The following is a 22176-nucleotide window of genomic DNA, read 5'->3' as shown; positions in this document are numbered from 1 at the left end:
TTTAATCATAGTTCTACCTCAAAATGCTGAGTAATAAAAGTAATCGAGATGTTTAAAAAATCGCCTTGCGAGAATACCCGTAGATATTGCAAATACAAGAGATCCGACAATTAGGCCTATTACAGCATACTCTAATCCAAAGATTCTGCTGCATAAATAACCGGTAATAAAGTTTACAAACAATGCGCCGATCATGCAGTACATAACCATTTCCGGCCTATTGAGTGTGAAAAAGAACAAACTGTTTAAAAGACCATAAATTAAAAACAGATAGCCAATGCTGGCTAACCAAAATACTTTGAAAGTCATTGGATTCTCAAAGAAATCAGCTATTTCGGGGACTTCGTTTTCAAATACTCTCAAACTTAGAACTCCGTAATAGGTTAATAAAATAGATATTCCACCTACGAACAAAAGAAGTAAAATTTGTTTTATGTAAAATCGTCTGAAAAAACGGTTAAAGAGTTTAATTTTGGAGACGATTGCTTTCTTCTGAGCAGGAATTAAGTTCAACGAAAAAGAATAGATACTGTATTCAAGCATTGCTATTGTAATCACCAAGCTGATCAATGCCCAATCCATTCCAAGTTCGTAAGGCGTGTTGAACCAGATGATATATTCAGGAGGTGGTGGCCCTGCAGACCAAGCTAAAATCCTATCCATGAATAGAAAAGTGAAGTAGCAGAAACCATATATAAAATATCGGTAAGTGTTATAGTAACCCACTTCAGCTTCAGGCAATGACTGCTTGAATAATTCTTGACGCAGTGTTCTGATCTTCAATCGATAATACATGTATGAATAAGCCCCCATTATGATGGTGGCTGTAGCAATACCTAGCCACTGTGAGATATAGATACCAAAGTCAGCAAAGTCCATCCCAAAAATCACAACAACGGTACCTAATAGAATGCTTAACAAAATCATTGTTCGTTGTTCTGAAGCAAACAATACCGCTGCAGACAACAAAAGCAGCGATATAAGCACCATATACATCATTGATAGAATGATAAGCTGCTGTGGATAGAACGGAAGTATCAGGTTTAAGCAAAAAATGGCTCCAGCGGAAAGTAGTATAAAAGGGATAGCTATTTTCAGGACAGACCAGGATGCCTTTGCAGCTAAATAATAGTTCTCCTCCCCTTTATACTTTGATACTAAGCGACCTAAGGTCTGTATAAAGCCACCTGTAAGTATAAAAGCAATTATAGTTCCTAATGCGACAACTGTTGCTTGTGCTTCATTAAAATCAAACCAGGCCCAAAGGGCGTATTCAAAAATGATAATAGCAACAATCTGGCTAATCATCGGTAAGGAGAAAACCATTCCCGCTGAGTAGAACTTGGCAAAGAGTTTTAATGTCCTTCTATAACCACCAAAATTAAATTCATCATGGTCGTCTTCATCCTTGTCTAAATCATCATAGACTTTCTTTTTAATCCGTTTATAAACTACATCAGCAAGATCAAAAACGGAGTCGTAACCGTAATCTGTTCGGGCATCAATATCTCTAACAACCTATGATTCAATAGTTGCAGCAACAGCCCATTTACTAATCGGGTTACCAATTAAATCATAAACCTGCTCGGTAATTAACCCTATAGCTTCTGCTTCTGTTACTTCTTCTGTTTGAACCTGATCAAGCATATCTGAACTCCTCCTCTTCAAGGTATTCCAAAAAGTTCAGTACCGATTCCACTTGAATCCGGTTTTTCCATGGATCTCTTTCCTTTGCCGACAATCTCATATACGAGTCATAATACGCATCCACTGACTTCTCTGTAGTGAATGTCAGTAAGACCCTTTCTCGAGATTTTCTGCCATATTCGAGTCGCAGATCATCATCATTCAATAACTTTACAACACCGTTTGCAATATCCTGAGGATCTCTAGGCTTACAAAGTATTCCACAACCTTCAAGGGCGTCTTTAATCCCTCCTACATCAGTTGCAACAACCGGTCGTGCGCAACTCATCGACTCAATCACGGTATAGGGAAACCCTTCAGAAATAGAAGTTAGAATAGAAATATCACCTTCGTTAAAAATCATACTTGGCTGATCATGAAACCCACCAAAATGGAACGTCTCCTCCAAATCAAGCTCTTTAACCAGGTTCCTGCATTTTTGTACATACTCCTGATCTACTTCTAAACTTCCATACACTTTGAATTGTACCTCAGGTATTTCTTTCCGGACTAAATCAGCTGAACGGATCATAGTCTCAATATCCTTAAGCGGAAAAACCTGTGCTACTGCAATTACTGTTGGAGTATCTCTGGTATGATTTGGTTTTGGAGTAGGTTTAAAGAGGTCCGTATTAACGCCATTATAGATTGGGAAGATATTTTCGTCAGCCGCTTCGAACCGCTTCTCCCATTCTTTATTTGCAGTAGTAACAGGAGATATTTGATCTGCAGTGTAGTATACAGATCTACTTACCATTGCCGACATATTTACCAATAATCGTTTAGAAAAGTATGGCATGTCTGCTTGCCCAACATTGATCAGGCGTTCGCGCATGTAGACTCCATGATCTGTAACCAAACTTGGTATCCCATATTCATACTTTGCAGCGATTGATGCTAATGCTGGAAAGCCAGCTAATGTAGCATGCGTTACATCAATATTTTTATCAATTGGAGCGGCTAAAGGCATTAAAAAATGATAGAGCCAACGCATTCCAAAAGTAATATCGAAAACCCTCGGCTGCTCGTGAAAAGCCATATCGTTCTCTTCAAAATAATTGATCAACGACTGCTTAAATTCAGTCCAAAGCAAAGGCTGGCGTAGCGTCTGCTTATAATCATGTATTTGGAAGTATTTCCAAAGCCCATATAAAATATCGCTTATTCTGGTAACATCACCATAAGGGTCAAAAAGATAATTGATGAAATCTTCAAAAATAGGTTTAAAATAATCTTGTGTAGCAGCCTTGGTGGCTCTCGCTTTTTTCTCAATTTGATGTGAGAATGGGTGGCGATCATCATAATAATCTGATGGCTCATCAACGCCCCAAAGCGGGATGTGGGTAATTTTTTTAATGTTATCCGGGAGGCGATAGCGACTCTCTACATATGGATTACCCGTTATCGCCAATAACTCAAAATCTACTTTCTCTCTTAGTTCGGTACATAAAATATGAGACCAGGTCGAAACCCCGCCCCCACTGTATGGATACGAGCCTTCTGTTTCAAATAAGACAAATGGCTTTTCTTTACTCAATGCTAGAAATCGCCTCCATATCCGATACTTCTACAATCAACTGTTTGTAGATATTAAAAATATGTTCCCAGGTATGCTCTTGCTTAACTCTGTTGTAACGCTCAGCTACAAACTTCTCAAACATGGGTTTTTGGCTCCACAGAACCGCGATTTCATTTGCCAGGTCTCCAAATGAAGCCCCTTTATCTATAACCAATCCATATTTTTCAGTCAAATCCCCTACCCGAAATCCTACAGGCAAGGCACGCTTTGCCAATGCTTCAAGCATAACGAGTGGTTGTGATTCATTATGGCTTGTTATGGCTAAAAAATCGAAATCAATAAAAAACTCTTTTGCAGATTGATTCCAGATACACTCGACTTCCGGATACTGTTCAGCCCGCTCTCTCACTTTGGCTTCGAGTGCTATTTCATTGGCGTCACTGAGCAACATTGTGAATTCAGGACTTAAATCGGCTTCTCTGAATTGATCTACCAATTCAAAAAAAGCTAATGGATTCTTCATTTCAGCACATCGGCCGACCCAACCTATTACAGGCTTGGACTTTCTTTCCTTCTCAGCAGTAAGCCATGATGAAGGGATGCCGTTTGGGATATATTCAATATCTAAAGCACCTAACTCTTTTTGGTATGGAATATTAGATTCAGAAACCGTAACTATCTGTGCGGCATTAGAATAGGTAAATGAGGCGAAGTCTTTAAAAGCTGATATAGTGTTGCTTTTTTCTTCAGTAGTAGCAGGAATCTTGTAGCCACACTCCAAGGCAACGGCTCCCATCTCAACTTCTTTCCAATAAATAGCGTGCTCGGTTAGCAGCATGGGAACATCGGAAGACTTAGATATTTTAGAGCCTAACCATCCGGCAAACCCGGTATTTGTAACATGAACTGTATGAAAGTCTTCTTCAGAAATAAGTTTATCTACTGAAATAGATTCAAACCAAGTCTTCAAGTACTCCGCATAATCGCCTTCTATTTGTGGTGGCGGAATACGGATAAACTTCTTCACATTACTTGTCAGAGGGTATAAAGCGTCTTCGGGATCAAGTCCATGAAATTCATCAGTGGCAATCTGCAGTATCGTGAATTGGAATCCTGAAAGGTGTGTCAGGTACTGGTAGACCCATTCGCTGACCCCTCCTCTGTACCAAGGATACGTTCCTTCTATAATTAGCAGAATGTTCATTGATGATTGGAGTTCAGGAGTTAGCCTTTTTAAAAAGTCTGTAGAGAATAGATCCGGACTGCTTGATCAGCCTTGATACAAGTTCAAATTCAGTTGATGAGAACAGAACCGATCTCTTCAATAAAAGAACTCCAAACATCTCTGCATCACCAGGGATCTTCATATTATTCATAAGCAGATCGCGCTCACTTACTGCAAAAAGAGGAACACCAATCTCCGCGGCAAGCCCCTCTTCTCTGGAATAATCTACAAAGAAGCCTTCGTCTTCTTTAAATACATGATTACTTAGATATGGTTCTTTGCTTTCTTTTAAATGCTCAAACGTTTTTTCTTTTGATAAGTCATCAGCATTTTCAGGGTTGTTAGCATTTGCTGTTTTGAGGTGAAGGGCATTTGTTTGATCACCATGAACCATCCAAAAACCTGTGAATTTAGTTGAAACAATTTCATTTAGTCCCTCGCATAAAGTTTCAACTGTTTTGGGAAAAGAGCCGGTAATCGCTGTTTCCATCAGCTTCATAACCAAGCGATCTTTCTTTTTTGATTGATCTTCATCAAGCCCATCAACTCTTACATCAGTAACTATCTTCATCCTGATTATTTCGAGGACTTTTTCCTTGTCATTATTGAGCAACTCTTTTTTGATAAAGTCAGCAGCTCCAAGATCATAGGCTTTTTGTTCCTTCTCTACCGTAGGTAAATTGGTCATAATTAAGACCGGAATCTTCTTCTTTTTCTCATCAAGACGAATGGATTCCAAAAACTCTAAACCTGAAATACCCGGCATATGGATATCAGACAAAATTAGATTTACATGTGTTTCTGATAATATATCGATAGCCTCCTGAACATCATGCGCATTCAAGACTTGAAATTCTTTTTTTAAGAGGCTTTTGACCATGAAATGAATGGGCTTATCATCATCAATTACTAAAACCTTATAATTCATATTTAGCTCAAGTTTTCGCTTATTATTGTTGGGGAATTTCTATAAAGAAAGAGGTTCCTTTGTTTAAGGTAGATTCGACCCAGATTTTACCTTTGTGAAGCTCAACATATAATTGAACAATATCTAAACCCAGACCTGTTCCAACTTCGCCACTGGTGCCCAGTCTTGAAGATTTTTTTGGGTCCCTAAATAAATCATGCTGCATTTTTTCTGGAATACCTATTCCTGTATCACGGACTTCAAATTTAATTACATCCTTTTCTTTACTTACTTCTACACTAATACTCCCGCCAGAGGGAGTGAACTTCAATGCGTTTGCTACCAGATTATTAATAACAATCTCAATTTTAATTTGGTCGATTAAGACATTGAAACCACTTGGTTTAATCGAATAATCCAGATTTATGTCTTTAACGATTGCTTTGGCTTTATTCATAGAAATAACCCGAGCAAGTAATTCACCTACTTTAACTTCAGAATAATCCAGTTCTTCAGACTCTGCCACCTTAGCTTCTCGGTCTAAAACGTCTCGAACCAGGTTTAATAAATTATTGCCGCTATCTTCAATTACGGATAGCATTTGCTTTTGCTCTTCAGCAGAAATCTTATCACTATCCCTCATCAGCTTAACCAAGCCAATAATACCAGTTAAAGGATTCTTAATGTCGTGACTAACTGTTCTTACAAGGTCATCCTTTTTTTGGTTCAACCGGCTTAGCTCTACCTCTCTTTCACGGAGGATGTTGATGCGCTCGTTTAGTTGCTTTTGCAAAAATCTTATCTGCAAATGGGCTTTTATCCTGGCGAGCGTTTCTTCTTTCTGAAATGGTTTTGTTATGTAATCTACTCCACCAGATCTAAACCCTTCAACCTTATCATCTGTTTCTGTAAGGGAACTCAAAAATATAATGGGTATATCTTCAAGCAATTCATTCTCCTTGAGCTTTTTTATAACCTCAAAGCCACTCATTCCCGGCATCATGATGTCTAGTAGAATTAGATCCGGCACATGCTTTTCAGCCATTTCTAAAGCTTCATTACCATCTGTGGCCTCAACAAATTCATAACCTTCCTTTGACAGAACGTGAGACAATAACCTAAGATTGGCAGGAGTATCATCAACAATTAAAAGTAAGCTATTTTCTGGGTTCAAAAGTAAGCAATTCTAAGTAATTCGGGGTTCTGCTTAAACTAATAAATGACGAGCCGAAATAGTACAACTATTTAAACAAAGGGTGAATTAGATCTAATTAAAAAAAAGACTTCCTCTACTGAGAAAGTCTTGCCGTAAATATCTAAATGTAAGTCTTTTGTGATAGAATAGATAAGTAAGAATAGAATACTCTATTCAGCAAATGGCATTGCTAGTAATCAAAATCATCCATCATATCTACAGGCTCTTTAGGCATAGCAAGAGATAGGCCAAAATAAACAAGGAGACTAGCCCCCCACCCCATAAAGAAAGCAGCAACGAAGATGAAACGAACAACAGTAGCGCTTATACCAAAATATTTCGCCAAGCCTCCACACACTCCTGCCCATTTCTTGTCAGATCTGGATTTCATTAATCTTTTTGAATGACGATATCCAAAACTATCAATGCCGCTTGAAGTGCTACTTCTGCTGTTTGAATTTGATTTTGAATCAAGAGCGTTGTTTAGTTTTGAACCGGAATAGCTTTTATCCTCAGAACCGGGTATATCTGAATACGTTTTAGAGGAACTTGATTTTGCTTTACGGCGTGCTTTTTTCTCTCTTCTTTCCCTTTTTCTATCACCTACAAAGTACCCAAAACCGATCAAAGTAATCAAAGCACCACCAATAATTGGAAGACCTACAATAGCATCAGAAACGAAATTTGAAAGTCCTTCACCGATTGGAAGCCCAACCCACTGCACCAAAAAAGTAATAGCCATAAATAGCATTACCATTCCTGAAATAGTCGCGATGTTCCAAATACTTTTTCCAGTATCCTTTTCTTCCTCTTTGAGAAATTCTTGCATAGTTGAGTTGAGTTCGAACTCATTAAACTCAAGCGAAGCAGTTCCTGTTTGTGATCCAGATCTTGTTTTTGTTTGGTCAGCCATAATTATTTTTTTCCTCCGTGAAAACCTACGCAGAAATTAGTTCATTGTTACGCGAAAATCACTTCTTCTTCAGTAATTATCACATCCAGTTTTTCATCAAACTCTTCTGTGGGGATTTCATCAAATAGAAAGTCGCTAAATACTAAGCCCACTTTTTTTGCTTTTGTTTTTTTCAGAAAGCGATCATAAAAACCTTTTCCATACCCTAACCTGTTGCATTTTCTATCAGCAGCTGCCAATGGAATGATGATGAGGTCTAACTCAGCTATATCAAAATTATCTGAGTCTCTGGGCTCTCGTACTCCCCATTTATTTGCTTCTAATTCGGAGGTAGAATCAATCTCAGTATGAGTGAGGGTTCCGCTTTGAAAATGAGTAATTGGTACCACTACCCTTTTATCGGAATTAAATAAACTTTCTATCAAGGGATCGGTAGCAACTTCACGCCGACTATTTAGTGAAAGATAAGTATGAACTACTTTCGCTTCCTTGTAAAAATCAGTTGATTGAAGAGTTTCAATTATCTTATGTGAACTTTGCTGCCACACTGCCTCTGAGATATGGCTTCGCTCTTCTAGTACTTTATCTCTTAGCTTCTGCTTGTTGGCTTTAGAACTCATAGTTCAATTAAGTGATGCTTAGTAAGATCTAAACCTTCCTTTTCAATTTCGGAAATCAATTGATTCCAAATATCTAAACCATATTTGTTCATAAAATAAACGGGTGAAACAGATCGCTCTTGTAAACCGCCATCAGGAAATAGATTTACTTTAATCTTTTCGATCCTGTTGATTTGAATTTCCTCCTGCTTTTTGATCGATCGGTAAACTCTCCCTTTCAGCTTGTCCAATTCATTTGAGAAACCAGCTACCGTTTTACCAACAGTCCCATCTAGAGTAGGGTCAATTTCATTAATAACTTTGAGGGGATCCTCAGCAGCAGCATCGAGTTTATCCTTCCAGATTGAAAAAACTTTTTCGATATCAGCACTCTCAGATTGCTCTACAAATTCGGATTCGAGATCTTCGATTCGCTTTCCATAATCAGGAAACTCAAATGGAAGTTTATCCAAAATCCTGGTTATTCCGGATTCTATAATAGTTCCGGTAAATCGAGGTATGATTGGAGGCATCTCTAAATCAAATTCTTCATATAACTCTTTCATTTGACCATAATAGGCGAGTTCTCCGGGCCCCGCTACATACCCAAGCGTTGGTAGTAATTTGTCCTGTATAATTGGACGCAGAAATACATTTGGCGAAAATCTTTCTGGGTTACTTTCAATTAATTGAAGCAGTTCTTGCTCCGTCCAGTCTAACTCCCCCGCTGACCACCTTCCATTACTATGGTGAATTTTGATTCTGCCAGCATCTTCCGACAGATAGAAAAGGTTAGAATCGCCATTCATAACTTGCCGATGATAATCCTTTTCGAGCTCAGTACTTTTGCTTTCTAAAGATTCAAATATAGAATCAGATTGGCTTATGGATGTAATAAACTCTGGAGCAATCAGCTTTTTGATTGGTTCAAAGTTACTTCCTGCAATCAAAAGCCCTTCCCCAGCAAACCAAGAATTAATAAGCCCGGCAAAAGCTTGAGCGTGTGTATTACCAGTTTTATAATGAGTATTGAGTTGTGCTAAAAGAGCTTCAGAAAAGTCAGTATCAAACAGCTCTTCCTTAACCTTTGATTTGAACTCCTCAATTTGATCTGTGACTAGTTCTTCAGACACAGGGATTTCTTTACCCTGTTGATTGAGAGAAATCTTACTGAAATCATTTCGGCCAACTATTCCAGTCCAGGCAATTTCTTCGAAGTCGTGGTCTTCATCAGCAAGCCAAAAAACAGGTATTACCGGACGCCCTAATTCTTCTTCATACTTTCGGGCCAATAAAATAGCAGTCATTGTTTTGAAAACCGTAAAAAGCGGCCCTCCATAAACACCAAGCTGCTGACCGGTAACTATTACTAAGGCATTTTTCTTCGAGAGTTTATCGAGTTGGTCCCGTTGGGAGTCTTCAATACCCAATGCCTCGTGGTACTTTGCCAAAGCTGAAATATAGTTTGTTTTATATACAGAAGATTCTAAGCTACTTGCCCGCTTTTCCATATCTACTGATGAAAGTGGATTAAACGGGTAAAAAGCCTTCAGCTTATCGAAATTAGAAATGTATGTGTTAAATAGTGTTGAATAAGAAAGTTCGCTAAACGAACAACCAGATATGTCCAAAATTTATCCTTTCATTTTTGAAATGCGATCTCGGATTTTTGCCGCCTTTTCATAGTTTTCAGTTTCAATAGCTGTTTTAAGTTCTTCTTCCAGCTTTTCTACCTGTGATAACTCTTTTTGGCCGGGAACTTCCTCTTCAGTATTGAGTGCTTCTTCCAAAGTTTGAGCTTCCGGCTCAGTACTGATGCCGGCTTCTTTAAGAATCTTACTGTCTACATATATTGGTGCATTAAAGCGCACAGCCAAAGCAATTGCGTCACTTGGCCGGGCATCTAACTCTATCAACTGATTATCACGCTCATAAATAATCTGAGCAAAGAAAGTGCCTTCTGATAAATCATTTACATAAATTTGTTTGATTTGGGTATCAAAACTTAGAACAAAATTTTTCAGCAAATCATGAGTCATGGGGCGGGGCGGTTTTATATTTTCGAGCTCTAAAGCAATTGCCTGAGCTTCAAAGGAACCAATAATAATAGGTAACCTTTGGTTGCCCTCAGCCTCTGTTAATATTAATGCATACGCACCACCACTGCTTGGACTCGTTGATAGTCCTAAAATCTCCATCAGTACTTTACTCAAATCTACACCTTTTATATGCTTTTGCAGGTTGAATTTAGAAGGTAACGAATTTTATTTAAGTCTTAAACCGACTGATTTATTAAACCAACTTTATTCGATATAAAAAAGTTTATCCAATTTTAAATCTTTTTCTTCCATAAAAATTCAAATAAAGCCTATATTCTCAACCGATTTCGTTGACATTGCGTAACATTGAGGCTAACTTTTCAGCCTATTAACTGAGAACATTTCAGATACATGCTCGAAAATTATTTTCCTATTTTAATCCTTGCTGTTGTAGCTGTAGCTTTAGCAGCAGTTCTATTAACTCTTTCTAAAATACTTGGGCCCTTTCGCCCCAATAAAACAAAATTAAATCCCTATGAAAGTGGGATGGATCCTGTAGGGGAAGCCAGAGATCGTTATTCGATCAGTTTTTATCTGGTAGCTATGGAATTCATTGTCTTCGACCTTGAGGTTGTATTCATTTATCCATGGGCAGTTCGGTATTTAGAACTTGGGTTCGGAACGTTTGTATCCATGATGATATTTATTGTAATACTATTTGTAGGCCTTCTTTACACACTTAAGAAAGGCACCTTAGACTGGGACTTAAATCATTTTAAAGCTTAATTGATACCATGGGAATTGAATCAGCACTTGGTGAAGGATTTTTTACTACTAAAATTGACTCGCTCACAAACTGGGCTCGCGCTAACGCTGCGTGGCCGATGCCAATGGGTCTCGCTTGTTGCGCTATTGAGATGATGGCTTTCGCCGGACCTCGATATGATGCCTCTCGTTTTGGATCAGAAGTAATGCGTTTTTCTCCACGGCAGAGTGATGTTATGATTGTGGCCGGATGGTCGACTTATAAAATGTCACACGCTATTCGCCGAATTTGGGATCAGATGCCTGATCCCAAATGGTGTATTGCAATGGGTGCTTGCGCCTCAACCGGAGGAATGCATCGGTGCTACGGCGTAGTTCAGGGTGTAGATAATTATTTGCCTGTAGATGCATACGTATCTGGGTGCCCGCCACGCCCCGACGCCCTACTTCATGCCTTAATGAAGATTCAGGACAAAATTAAAACTGAGCACTCTGTTTTATTAGATACCTAAGAATATGAGTTTAGAATTAAACAAAACTGAACAAGCAGTTGTAGATGGTTTGTCTTCTGATTTTTCAGAAGACCTGATCGAAGTCTACCAGTCTTGTGACCATACATACATTCGGGTGGAAGCGAATAACATCGTTGATATCCTTACTTACTTAAAAGATAAGCATCACTTCATTTTTCTATGCGATATTGTCGGAACTGACCGATATACTTCTGACGAACGCTTTGAAGTGATTTATAATATCATGAACCTTCGAACACAGGATCGTATTTTTGTTAAGATCCGGCTTGAAGAAGAAAACCCAGTTGTTAAAACAGCTACTTCCGTATGGAAAGCTGCAGGATGGCTTGAGCGTGAAGCTTATGATATGTTTGGTATTCGTTTTGAAGGTCACCCTGACCACAGAAGAATATTTATGCCAGAAGATTTTGAATACTTTCCACTAAGAAAAGAATTTCCATTGTTGGGAATCCCCGGTTCCATTGAGCTGCCTAACACAACACCAGATACGGAGTAAGGCATGAAACTCAAAGACATTAATAGTAAGGTTGATCCCAAGTTTTTTAAAGAACACCAACGAGGCATCTATCAAAGCCTCGAAGATAAGCACACTACTATTGAGGAGATTGACAGTGAAGACCCACTCAATGCCAAGATGGTTTTGAATATGGGACCTCAGCACCCTGCTACTCACGGAGTGCTTCGTCTAATTCTCCAACTGCGTGGTGAACTTATTGAAAAGACGAAAATTGATATAGGATACCTTCACCGTGGTGTTGAAAAGATTGCGGAGAATAAGACTTATCAGGAATTCATGCCTTATACTGATCGCATGGATTACCTCTCTCCCTACAGCAACAACGTTGCGCTTTGTCTCGCTGTTGAAAAACTAGCTGAAGTTGAAGTCCCTGAACGAGCTCAATATATTCGTATGATCTGTTGTGAGCTTGCTCGCATCTCCTCCCACCTTTTATGGTTAGGAACAATGGTAATGGATGCCGGAGCAATCTCCTTCTTTATATGGACATTCAGAGAGCGTGAGAAGATTTATGATATTTTTGATGAGGTAGCCGGTCACAGGTTTACTGTTTCTCACTCCCGAATTGGTGGAGTAGCTAATGACTTTACAGACGATGCTGTTGCTCGAATTAAGGAGTTTGTTGAAAAATTCCCGCAAGAATTAAAAGACTGGCATGGACTTTTAGACAGAAATCGAATTTTTATTGATCGTAATAAAGATGTCGGCATTCTAAAAACAGAAAATGCTTTAGACATCGGCGCAACCGGACCTGTTTTAAGAGCAGCTGGCTATGGCGTTGATCAACGAATTATAAAGCCTTACCTCAAATATGATGAGGTAGATTTTGAAGTACCTACACGAATGGAAGGCGACAATCTTGCTCGCTATTTTGTTCGAATGGAAGAAATGGCTGAAAGTATCAAGATTATCAATCAGTGCTTTGATAAGATGCCTAAAGGACCTATCAGAGCTAACAATGCTAAACAAGCCTACCCTTCTAAAGATGAGGTTTATTACTCAATGGAAGGAATGATTCATGACTTCATGATGACAGACACTGGTATTTGCCCTCCGGCAGGTAAAGAAGTTTATCATGCAGTTGAATCACCAAAAGGTGAATTAGGATACTTTATTCAGAGTGACGGCACAGGACACCCATGGAGGCTTAAAATTAATGCGCCTTCTTTCCGAAACCTGCAGGTTCTTGAGAATATGCTGGATGGAGAAATGGTTGCCGACACTGTAGTAATAATTGGAGGAGTTGACCCAGTATTGGGAGAAGCAGACAAATAATGGAAGAAACTTACGAGTTCACAAAAGAAGATTTAAAGGAAATAGAAGCTATTAAAGCAAAATTTCCAGAAGTAATGCCCGCTACCCTGCCAACGCTTTGGGTAGCTCAAAATAGATTCGGACATGTTGAACCTGGTGTTCAGCGATTAGTTGCTAAGACACTAGACCTCCCCGAATCTCACGTTCATGGAGTAGCTACTTTTTATACACAGTATTATAAAGAGCGAAAAGGTAAATACGTTCTCGACGTCTGTACAACTACCAGTTGTCAGCTTTGCGGTGGGTATGATATGCTTCATTATCTGGAGGACAAACTTGGTATTAAAGCAGGAGAAACTACTGAAGACGGTAAATTCAGTATTCAGTCTGTTGAATGCCTCGGTGCATGTGGCTATGCCCCGATGATGCAGATTACAAATGATGTGTACGTCAACAATCTTACTGAAGAAAAATTAGATAAGGTTATTGACGACCTGAAAGATGATAAAATGCCTGAATTTGAATCTGTAGGAATGCCCCTCCTCGAAAAAAGAAATATTTAAGTAATTATGGCTTCTGATTGGAAATCTTTTGAACCGGTACTTATTCCCGACATTCCCAACCTCGAGAAAATTGATGTTTACACCAAAAATGGTGGCTACAAAGCACTCGAAAAGGTAGTGAAGGGTAACGAGTGGACACCGGAAAGTGTAGTTAATGAAGTTAAAGAAGCGAATATTAAAGGTCGGGGCGGTGCCGGTTTCAATGCCGGACTAAAGTGGTCGTTCATGCCCAAACCTGATGGCGGGCCACGCTACCTCGCTTGTAATGGTGACGAGTCTGAGCCTGGTACCTTCAAAGACCGAAAAATCTTCGAGTATAATCCACACCTATTTATTGAAGGTGCATTGATAGCAGCTTATGCTATGCAAATCACTACTATATATGTATATGTTCGTGGTGAGTATATCGATTGGGTAGAGATGATGGAAAAAGCTCTACAGGATGCAAGAGACAAAGGCTATATTGGTAAAAACCTTTTTGGAACCGATTATAGTGTTGAATTTGAGATTACTTACGGAGCAGGTGCTTATATCTGTGGCGAAGAGACTTCAATGCTGGAATCATTAGAAGGTAAGCGTGGATATCCACGTGTTAAGCCTCCCTTCCCTGCTCAGAAAGGATTATGGGGACGCCCAACAACCATCAATAACATTGAAACACTTGCCAACGTCCCCGGAATAATTAATAATGGCGCGGAATGGTTTAAAGGGATCGGTAAAGAATCCCATCCAGGTCCTGTACTCTATGGAATATCCGGTCACGTAAATAGACCTGGTGTTTATGAATTGCCATCGGGTGTCTCTGTTTTGGAACTCATTGATGATGTAGCTCAGGGAATTCGCGGCGGGAAAAAACTTAAAGCCCTGATTCCAGGAGGTTCTTCTACACCAGTACTTCGAGCCGATCAGCTAGACGGTGTTTCTATGGATGCTGATTCTCTTAGAGAAGCGGGTTCTATGATGGGAACAGCCGGTATGATAGTGATGGACGAAGAAACAGACATGGTTGATGCTCTTTGGAGAATTTCTCACTTTTATCACCATGAGTCTTGTGGTCAATGTACTCCTTGCCGTGAAGGAACCGGTTGGGCTGAAAAGATTTTATTGAAAATTAAAAACGGTGATGGTGAATTAAGGGACTTAGATCTTTTGCTTGATCTGACTACTCAAATGGAAGGACGAACAATCTGTGCTCTGGCTGATGCCGCAGCATGGCCAATTCGTCATACCATCAATCGCTTTAGAGATGAATTTGAAGCTCGCTGTAAAAAAAGCGCGCATGCAGTTGCTTAATGATTAACCACAAAGAACACGGGGAAAGCAACTAAGCTTTGTGAACTCTGTGGTTTTAATAAAGAAATTATGCCAGAAATATTTATAGACGGACAACGATACGAATTTGAAGAAGGCTACGATAAAGGTCTGCTTCAATTCATTTTAGATAATGGTAAAGAAGTTCCATTCTTCTGCTATCACCCATCCATGAGTGCACCGGCTAATTGCCGTCAGTGCTATGTAAAGGTGGGAACGCCAGTTAAAAACCGTGAAACCGGTGAATACGAGCTGGATGAAAACGGTGAGCGTGAAATACGCTGGTTCCCAAAAATGCAGACTTCCTGCACCATGCAGATGCAAGATGGAATGGTAGTCCACACTCAGGAAACGAGTGAAGAAGTTGCCAGAGCTCAAAAAGATACCATGGAGCTCATTCTTATCAATCACCCGTTAGATTGCCCTATTTGTGATCAGGCAGGTGAATGTCCACTTCAAATTCAAACTTATAAGTATGGACCAGAAGGCAGTCGTTTCGAAGTTAAGAAACAACACAAGCCAAAACGGGTTGAGTTAGGCCCAAGAGTTACGCTTGATGCCGAGCGTTGTATTAATTGTACTAGATGTGTTCGGTTTACGGAAGAAATTAGTGAAACCAATCAGCTGACGATTACAGCTCGTGGTGATAAGAACTACCCGATTACAGCTCCGGGACGTGAGTTTGATGATCCGTATTCAATGAATACCATCGATATTTGTCCGGTTGGAGCTCTCACCTCTACTGATTTCCGATTTAAAGCACGTGTTTGGGAAATGAATCAAACCCCAAGTATCGATATCACAAACGGAAAAGGAACCAATATTGATCTCTGGACCCGGGATAATCTCGTACTTCGCATCACCCCAAGATATAATGGTGAAGTGAATGACCACTGGATGCCTGATGAAGGCCGTGCAGCTTATCGCAGATTTAATGAAAACAGAATCTCCCGCCCTGCAATTAAATTGGACGGAGACAATCAGACCAAAACTTCTTGGAATAATGCTATTGAGACTTTTGCCGAGACCTTAGAATCTCACAAACCAGAAGATGTTTTGGTAGTTGGAAGCGCTCATGCTTCAGTTGAAGAAAATTATGCCTTAATGAAGGTATTCAATCTTTGGGGAGTCAATAACTTTAAGTTTGCTCCTCATATCGTTGAAGGAGCTGGTGATGATTTATTATTGACCGACGATCAGGCTCCAAACACACAGGGCGTTAAGCTTCTTGGGTTTGAAGAAACTTCAAATCTCAAGTCTGAAGTTAAAGACGCTAAAGTAGTTATTATACTTTCTGATGAACTGATAGATCGTGAAGTGCTTTCTGCAGATGATCTATCAGGTAAGTTCAGCATTTTACTTTCAACAAATGAATGCGAAACCGGCAAAGTTGCTGATCTGGTAATTCCGGTAACTTGTATTGCAGAACATGCAGCAAGTTATGTAAACGTAGATGGTCGCATCCAGCGCTCCTTCCCTGCTAAAGAAACTAAATACACCCACAGAAGCCTGGATCTTGAAATGTCTCAGGGACGTTTAGATCGCTATGGTACTAATTTTGATAACTGGGTAACTGAAGACAACAAAGTAGACTGTGCACCTGCATGGGATATTATGAATCAGTTAGCTGAACGAATGGGATTAGATGTTTCCTTAGGAGCACCTCGGGAAATTATGGAAGAAATCGCATCAAGTATACCTGCCTTTAAAGCAGTGAATTATGAGCGAATGGATAACGAGATGGGTATTAATCTTAATGCTTCAAACAAAGAAGAGGCTACTGCATAGATGAGTACAGGTGGAATTGATATTTTTGGATTGTTATTTGTCCCAACCTGGGTAGCTGTATTAGCGATCGGAGTGATTACTTATTTAAACTCAGCCGCCGTTTTGGTGTACGCTGAACGACGTATAGCTTCATTTATTCAAAACCGGGTTGGACCTAACCGAGTTGGACCTTTTGGTCTTCTTCAACCTATAGCTGATGTTGTAAAGCTTCTTCTAAAAGAAGACGTAACTCCTTCAAAGGGTTATAAAGTACTTCATGCTGTCGCACCAATGATCCCTGTTATTACAGCTTTAATGTCTGTAGCGGTTATACCATTTGGTGAAGGTCTTTATGTGACTGATATTAATGCTGGAGTTTTATTCATTCTTGCTGTGGCTTCTCTCGGAGTATACGGAGTAACCTTGGCTGGATGGGCATCAAACAGTAAATACTCCCTACTGGGTGGTCTTAGAGCTGCAGCACAGATGATCAGTTACGAACTTCCTATGGGAATGGCCGTAGCTTCGGTTGTATTAGTGGCAGGCTCTTTAAGCGTAGTTGAAATCGCTGCTTCACAGGAACACTTGTGGAACTTTTTCATCAACCCAATTGGTGCAGTCATATTTATTATTGCTGCTTTTGCTGAAGCCAACAGAACTCCTTTTGATCTTGTGGAAGCTGAACAAGAATTAGTTGGTGGATTTCACACGGAGTATTCAGGAATGAAATTCGGAATGTTCTTCCTTGCTGAATACATGCACGTATTCATTGGAAGTATTCTAATCACCACCTTCTTCTTTGGAAGTTACCACCTCCCTTTTGCAGGCTACTGGCTACCAGAATTAGATCCTCTTTTGAAGGGAATTCTTGATGTATCTGTATTCTCAGTGAAGGTTATATTCTGGTGCTTTGTATTCATCTGGGTCCGTTGGACGATCCCGAGATTCAAGTACAATCAGGTTATGAAGCTTGGTTGGGGAAGATTACTGCCTCTGAGCATCCTCAACTTCATGTTGATTGCATTGGGTATGTATGCATATACACACTGGTTATAATCAGAAACAAATCTATTATTTATTAAAAAAGCCGGATTTCCGGCTTTTTTTATTTCTCTTTCCCTCATCACCTATCGCATGAATTGCCTAACCTAAAGATGCGATATTTTATTAAGCCTGCGTTTTCTATTCTCATCCAAGTTCTTGATTGAACATCATACCAAATAAAAAGGAGCTTGTTATGAAAACCCTAAAGTCTTTATTAATCATTACCCTCTTATTCAGCTTTTCTTCCTGTACTATTTACGATAACGATGTGGAAGGTGACGTTGACTTAGTCTATTCCAGTACGATCGTAATTTCTGAAAATGACTTTGATCCCGAAGATGAATTTATTTCTGTAGCTGAATATGGCTGGGATAACCTGGATGAAGAAATGGTAGACTACGGCTTAGTTTTAGGCTACATCCGGTTTGAAGGAACAACAGCCTGGCATGCCCTGCCTTACTCTGTACCCTTCGATGATGACTTGGTTAACCTGCGTTACTTATTCGATATAAACAACTTTAGCTTAGTGTTAGAAGGCGAAGTGGCAAATAACAACCGTAGCAATGCTGAGCTTTTCAACGGTGATGTACTTAGGGTAATTGCTATTCCACCTTCTGAGGTAATAAGAACCAAGGGAATTGATTATCGGAACTATGAGCAAGTTGTTGAGTTATACAATATAGAATAGAACCTCAAAACTATCTTTTTTAGTTAAAAGACTTTTGGGGTTATTTATAATCTAACTAAAAAATTGGAGTCACTAATGAAGTGGTTTAAATACTACACGACAACTTTAGCACTTTTACTTTCAATATCTGTATGTCAGGCTCAAACACTCCCTGAGCAAAATAATCTGGGGATAAGAGCTAATATTGGCGGGCAGACCAATATAGAACTACCGTATATGCTCAGCGAAAGCTTTTCTTTAGCACCTTATATTGGGTTCCAGTCTACAGAAAACTCTACTACCAGCCTAAACATTGGAGTTAGTCCAAGATACTATTTCGGCATTTCTGAAGCTCTAGCTACTTATGTGACAGGTACTCTTGGAATTACTAATGTTTCTTCCAACAATACCAATAACTCAAATACTAACTTTAATATAGGTGCCGGTTATGGGGCTGAATATTTCTTTTCTAATCAGTTCAGTCTTAGTGCAGATGCTGGTTTAACCAGTCGGGTTGGTGACTCACCAACTAATATTGGTACGGTTGTAAGAGTCTCTGCATCGTTTTATTTCTAGTCTTAAACTCTATTAACATCAAAAGCCGCCTCTTGCGAGGTGGCTTTTTTTATTCAATTTGTCACTAACACCTATATTCTTCATTTTATATATTCCGACGTTGGCTTACAAAAAAAGAAAACTCTTCCCTCCTATCAATGGATAAAAATCAGATAATAAAGATATTTAAGGCTAGTCCAGTTCCTACTACCATAGTAAGAGCGGATGATCCCAGCTTTACTTTTATTCAGATGAATGATGCCTACCTAAAAATGGTCCAAAAGAATGAAAAGGATTTGATAGGAGAATCACTTTTTGAGCAATTTCCTGAAAATCCGGCTCAAGAAAAACCTTCCGGAGTTGAGCTCTTTAAGAATTCTTTTAGAGAAGTTATTAAGACCAAAGCAACGCATTCAATAAAAAAGGTGCGGTATGATATTCTGCAGGATGATGGAAGCTATAGTCAAGAATACTTTCGGGTAACCAATGCTCCTGTATTTGGTGAAGACGGAAAGATTGAGTTCATCATCAATACCGTATCCAATATCACCAAGCAAGTTGTTTCTGAAATTCGATTTAAAACCTTAGTTGAACAAGGTAATGACGTCGTTTTCATTTTGGATGAACAAGGTTCTGCTAAATATGTATCTCCTTCAATATCCAGAGTTTTGGGGTATTCGGTTGATGAAGCTATGGACTTCGATGTTTCAAACATTATACATCCTGACGATCAGGAAATTGTGAGTTCAGAAATCATGAAGTCCTTAGAACAACCCGGAGTTCCTATACAGGTTGAACCGGCACGAATGAGGCATAAAGATGGAGACTGGAGGTGGTGTTCTGGAACCATCAAGAATATGTTGCACGACCCTGACATAGCCGGAATTGTCGATAATTTCAGGGATATCACAGAGAAAGTAATAGCTGAAAATAAACTCAAGGAAACTAAACAACTTTATCAGTCTCTTGTACAAACAATTAATGGCGTAGTATGGGAAGCAAAAGCTGATACTTTTGAGTTTACATATGTAAGCCCACAATCAAAGAAGATCTTCGGATATAAACCCAAGGAATGGATTGAAGAACCCGGATTATGGGAAAACTCTATTCATCCGGAGGATCGTGAAGAAGTAGTTCAATACTGCAGAAGAGAAACTTCTAAAGGACTAGATCACGATTTCGAATATCGCTTTAAAAAGTCAACCGGTGAATACGTTTGGATCCATGACGTGGTTACCGTGATTAGGAAAGAAGGAAAGCCTGACTTAATAAGAGGCTTAATGATTGACATCTCTGACAAGAAAGAGCTTGAACAACTAACAGAGGAAACCTACGAGATCGCAAAGATTGGAAACTGGGAGCTTGATCTTGAAAATAGTGAGCTTTACTGGTCTCCATATGTCAGAAAACTCCATGAAGTCCCGGCTGACTATGAACCAAATTTAGAAGAAGCTGTTAATTTTTATCTGGAAGATGGAAGCAGGCAAAAAATTTCCGAAAACGTGCAGCAAGCTATTGAAGAGAGCCTTTCTTTTGATCTCGAACTAAAGATTGAAACAGCTAAGGGGAATGAAAAATGGGTGCGTGTCGTGGGTACGCCTGAAACCATAAATGGTAAATGTGTTCGGGTTTTTGGAAGTACTCAAGACATAACCGAACAGAAATTGATGAGGGAGGAATTAAGGTCTGCCGAGCAAAAATACCGTAATGTTGTAGAGCATAGTACCAATATGTTCTATACCCATGATACGGAAGGCATTCTAAATTATGTAAGCCCACAATCGAGCTACTTTCTAGGTTTGGAACCTGAAGAGGCTAAAAAGAGATGGGTGGAGTTTGTTACCGACCACCCGATCAACGCTAAAGGTATAAAGGTTACTCAAAAAGCTATTGAAACAGGGAAAACTCAGCCGCCCTACGAATTGGAGCTGCGGACTGCTAAAGATGAAATCATCTGGGTTGAAGTTAATGAAGCCCCCTATGTAGTTAATGGGGAAACAAAATCCATTATAGGTTCATTAACGGATATCACCGAACGTAAAAAGTATGAAAGTCAGCTCAAGGAAAGCTTAAAGAGATATCATTATGTAACTAAAGCTACCAGAGATGCTATTTATGACTGGGATGCAGAAAATGATACCATCCACTGGGGAGATGGGCTAAACATCCTCTTTGGGTACAATCCTAAAGAGATGTATGATTCAGCTAACAACTGGATTACAAAAATTCACCCAGAAGATATTGATCAAGTTCAGGAAGAGTTGAAGTTCACGCTCAAAGATGAATCTATGAATCACTGGACTTATGAGTATCGCCTGAAAAAGGCAGAAGGTGATTATGCGCATGTTCGGGAAATCGGATATATAATCAGAAATGATGATGGAAAGGCTATACGAATGATTGGGACTATCCAAGATGTGACCGAAGAGGTAATCACAAAGAAAGAAATTCAGGCCTCCCTTTCCGAAAAAGAAACATTGCTTTCTGAAATCCATCACAGGGTAAAAAACAATCTTGCAGTCGTTTCAGGGATGATGCAGCTTCAGGCTTACGACACCGAAGACGCTGAACTTCAAGCCAAGTTATTTGACAGCGTAGTACGAATCAAAACAATGGCAACGGTTCATGAACTTCTTTATCAGTCACAAAGTTTTTCAAAACTCGAATTCTCTGATACCCTTCAAAAACTAGTAGAAAATATATCGGAGACGCTTAGAACAAAAGCGATCGTTGATGTTTCCATTGACTGTGAATCAATCAACCTAAACATTAATCAGGCTATTCCCGCTTCACTTATTGTGAATGAAGTAATGACGAATATCTATAAGCATGCCTTCAGAAACCTTGAAAAAGGTACTATCACATTCACACTTAAAGAAAGAGACAACAAAATAACAATCGCTATTGAAGATGACGGGCAGGGATTTCCCGAGGATTTTGATACAAACGTTAATACCTCTTTAGGTTTTCATCTTATACGTGTACTTAGTGAACAGATTGATGCTTCTTATACCTATGATGATAATAGCACAGGTACATTCTTTGAACTTACTTTTGAAAGGCAGGATAACACTGCAGTAGAAAATATCACCTAAATTATTGCAATTTATTAACGGG

At 39.3% G+C, this 22176-nt stretch carries 19 protein-coding genes and 1 pseudogene; 11 read left to right on the top strand and 9 right to left on the bottom strand.

Annotated elements, in window-relative coordinates; translation table 11 throughout:
• Positions 1-18: 18 nt before the first annotated feature.
• From CL667_01325 to CL667_01285, 9 genes and pseudogenes are all read right to left on the bottom strand, one after another.
• Positions 19-1647: pseudogene (locus tag CL667_01325) on the bottom strand (hypothetical protein).
• Positions 1640-3223, bottom strand: a complete 1584-nt coding sequence (locus CL667_01320) for a hypothetical protein (protein ID MAL16323.1) — start codon at positions 3221-3223, stop codon at positions 1640-1642. The pseudogene CL667_01325 and the gene CL667_01320 overlap by 8 nt, the downstream one beginning before the upstream one ends.
• Complete coding sequence (locus CL667_01315; GenBank protein ID MAL16322.1) at positions 3216-4409, bottom strand: hypothetical protein; 1194 nt, start codon at positions 4407-4409, stop codon at positions 3216-3218. The genes CL667_01320 and CL667_01315 overlap by 8 nt, the downstream gene beginning before the upstream one ends.
• A gap of 13 nt (positions 4410-4422) precedes the next feature.
• Entirely contained in the window at positions 4423-5358 is a 936-nt protein-coding gene (locus CL667_01310) for a response regulator (protein ID MAL16321.1), read from the bottom strand.
• Positions 5359-5380: 22 nt separating this feature from the next.
• Complete coding sequence (locus CL667_01305) at positions 5381-6511, bottom strand: hypothetical protein (protein MAL16320.1); 1131 nt, start codon at positions 6509-6511, stop codon at positions 5381-5383.
• 211 nt (positions 6512-6722) lie between these two features.
• Entirely contained in the window at positions 6723-7445 is a 723-nt protein-coding gene (locus tag CL667_01300) for a hypothetical protein (GenBank protein ID MAL16319.1), read from the bottom strand.
• 47 nt (positions 7446-7492) lie between these two features.
• Positions 7493-8065 carry a 5-formyltetrahydrofolate cyclo-ligase gene (locus CL667_01295; protein MAL16318.1) on the bottom strand — a complete coding sequence of 191 codons (573 nt, stop codon included), beginning with the start codon at positions 8063-8065 and terminating at the stop codon, positions 7493-7495.
• Complete coding sequence (bshC, locus tag CL667_01290; GenBank protein ID MAL16317.1) at positions 8062-9675, bottom strand: bacillithiol biosynthesis cysteine-adding enzyme BshC; 1614 nt, start codon at positions 9673-9675, stop codon at positions 8062-8064. Before bshC ends, CL667_01295 begins: the two co-directional genes overlap by 4 nt.
• Positions 9676-9678: 3 nt before the next feature.
• Positions 9679-10242, bottom strand: coding sequence for a hypothetical protein (locus CL667_01285; protein ID MAL16316.1), 564 nt, complete (start codon positions 10240-10242; stop codon positions 9679-9681).
• A 252-nt stretch (positions 10243-10494) separates the two neighbouring features.
• On the opposite strand from CL667_01285, the gene CL667_01280 reads away from it, so the two are divergent.
• The 11 genes from CL667_01280 (at position 10495) to CL667_01230 (ending at position 22154) form a co-directional block, all read left to right on the top strand.
• On the top strand, positions 10495-10869 hold the full coding sequence (locus CL667_01280) for an NADH-quinone oxidoreductase subunit A (protein MAL16315.1): 375 nt from the start codon (positions 10495-10497) through the stop codon (positions 10867-10869).
• A gap of 8 nt (positions 10870-10877) precedes the next feature.
• Positions 10878-11360: an NADH-quinone oxidoreductase subunit B gene (locus CL667_01275; protein MAL16314.1), complete on the top strand. Its 483-nt coding sequence runs from the start codon at positions 10878-10880 to the stop codon at positions 11358-11360.
• 4 nt (positions 11361-11364) lie between these two features.
• Complete coding sequence (locus CL667_01270) at positions 11365-11877, top strand: NADH-quinone oxidoreductase subunit C (protein ID MAL16313.1); 513 nt, start codon at positions 11365-11367, stop codon at positions 11875-11877.
• Positions 11878-11880: 3 nt separating this feature from the next.
• Positions 11881-13173: an NADH-quinone oxidoreductase subunit D gene (locus CL667_01265; GenBank protein ID MAL16312.1), complete on the top strand. Its 1293-nt coding sequence runs from the start codon at positions 11881-11883 to the stop codon at positions 13171-13173.
• Positions 13173-13715 (top strand): NAD(P)H-dependent oxidoreductase subunit E, encoded by a 543-nt coding sequence (locus CL667_01260; protein ID MAL16311.1) that lies wholly within the window; start codon positions 13173-13175, stop codon positions 13713-13715. The genes CL667_01265 and CL667_01260 overlap by 1 nt, the downstream gene beginning before the upstream one ends.
• A 6-nt stretch (positions 13716-13721) precedes the next feature.
• Entirely contained in the window at positions 13722-15008 is a 1287-nt protein-coding gene (locus CL667_01255) for an NADH-quinone oxidoreductase subunit F (GenBank protein MAL16310.1), read from the top strand.
• A 69-nt stretch (positions 15009-15077) separates the two neighbouring features.
• The gene (locus CL667_01250) at positions 15078-16814 is read left to right on the top strand and encodes a (2Fe-2S)-binding protein (protein ID MAL16309.1); all 1737 of its coding nucleotides are present in this window, start codon (positions 15078-15080) and stop codon (positions 16812-16814) included.
• Positions 16815-17849 (top strand): NADH-quinone oxidoreductase subunit NuoH, encoded by a 1035-nt coding sequence (locus tag CL667_01245; protein MAL16308.1) that lies wholly within the window; start codon positions 16815-16817, stop codon positions 17847-17849.
• Positions 17850-18030: 181 nt separating this feature from the next.
• Complete coding sequence (locus tag CL667_01240; protein MAL16307.1) at positions 18031-18525, top strand: hypothetical protein; 495 nt, start codon at positions 18031-18033, stop codon at positions 18523-18525.
• A gap of 75 nt (positions 18526-18600) precedes the next feature.
• Positions 18601-19080, top strand: a complete 480-nt coding sequence (locus CL667_01235; GenBank protein MAL16306.1) for a hypothetical protein — start codon at positions 18601-18603, stop codon at positions 19078-19080.
• A gap of 137 nt (positions 19081-19217) precedes the next feature.
• The gene (locus CL667_01230; protein ID MAL16305.1) at positions 19218-22154 is read left to right on the top strand and encodes a hypothetical protein; all 2937 of its coding nucleotides are present in this window, start codon (positions 19218-19220) and stop codon (positions 22152-22154) included.
• The last annotated feature ends 22 nt before the right edge of the window (positions 22155-22176 follow it).

The organism is Balneola sp., from assembly GCA_002694685.1.
GTDB lineage: Bacteria > Bacteroidota > Rhodothermia > Balneolales > Balneolaceae > Gracilimonas.
This window is presented reverse-complemented; position numbering and strand designations above follow the sequence as displayed.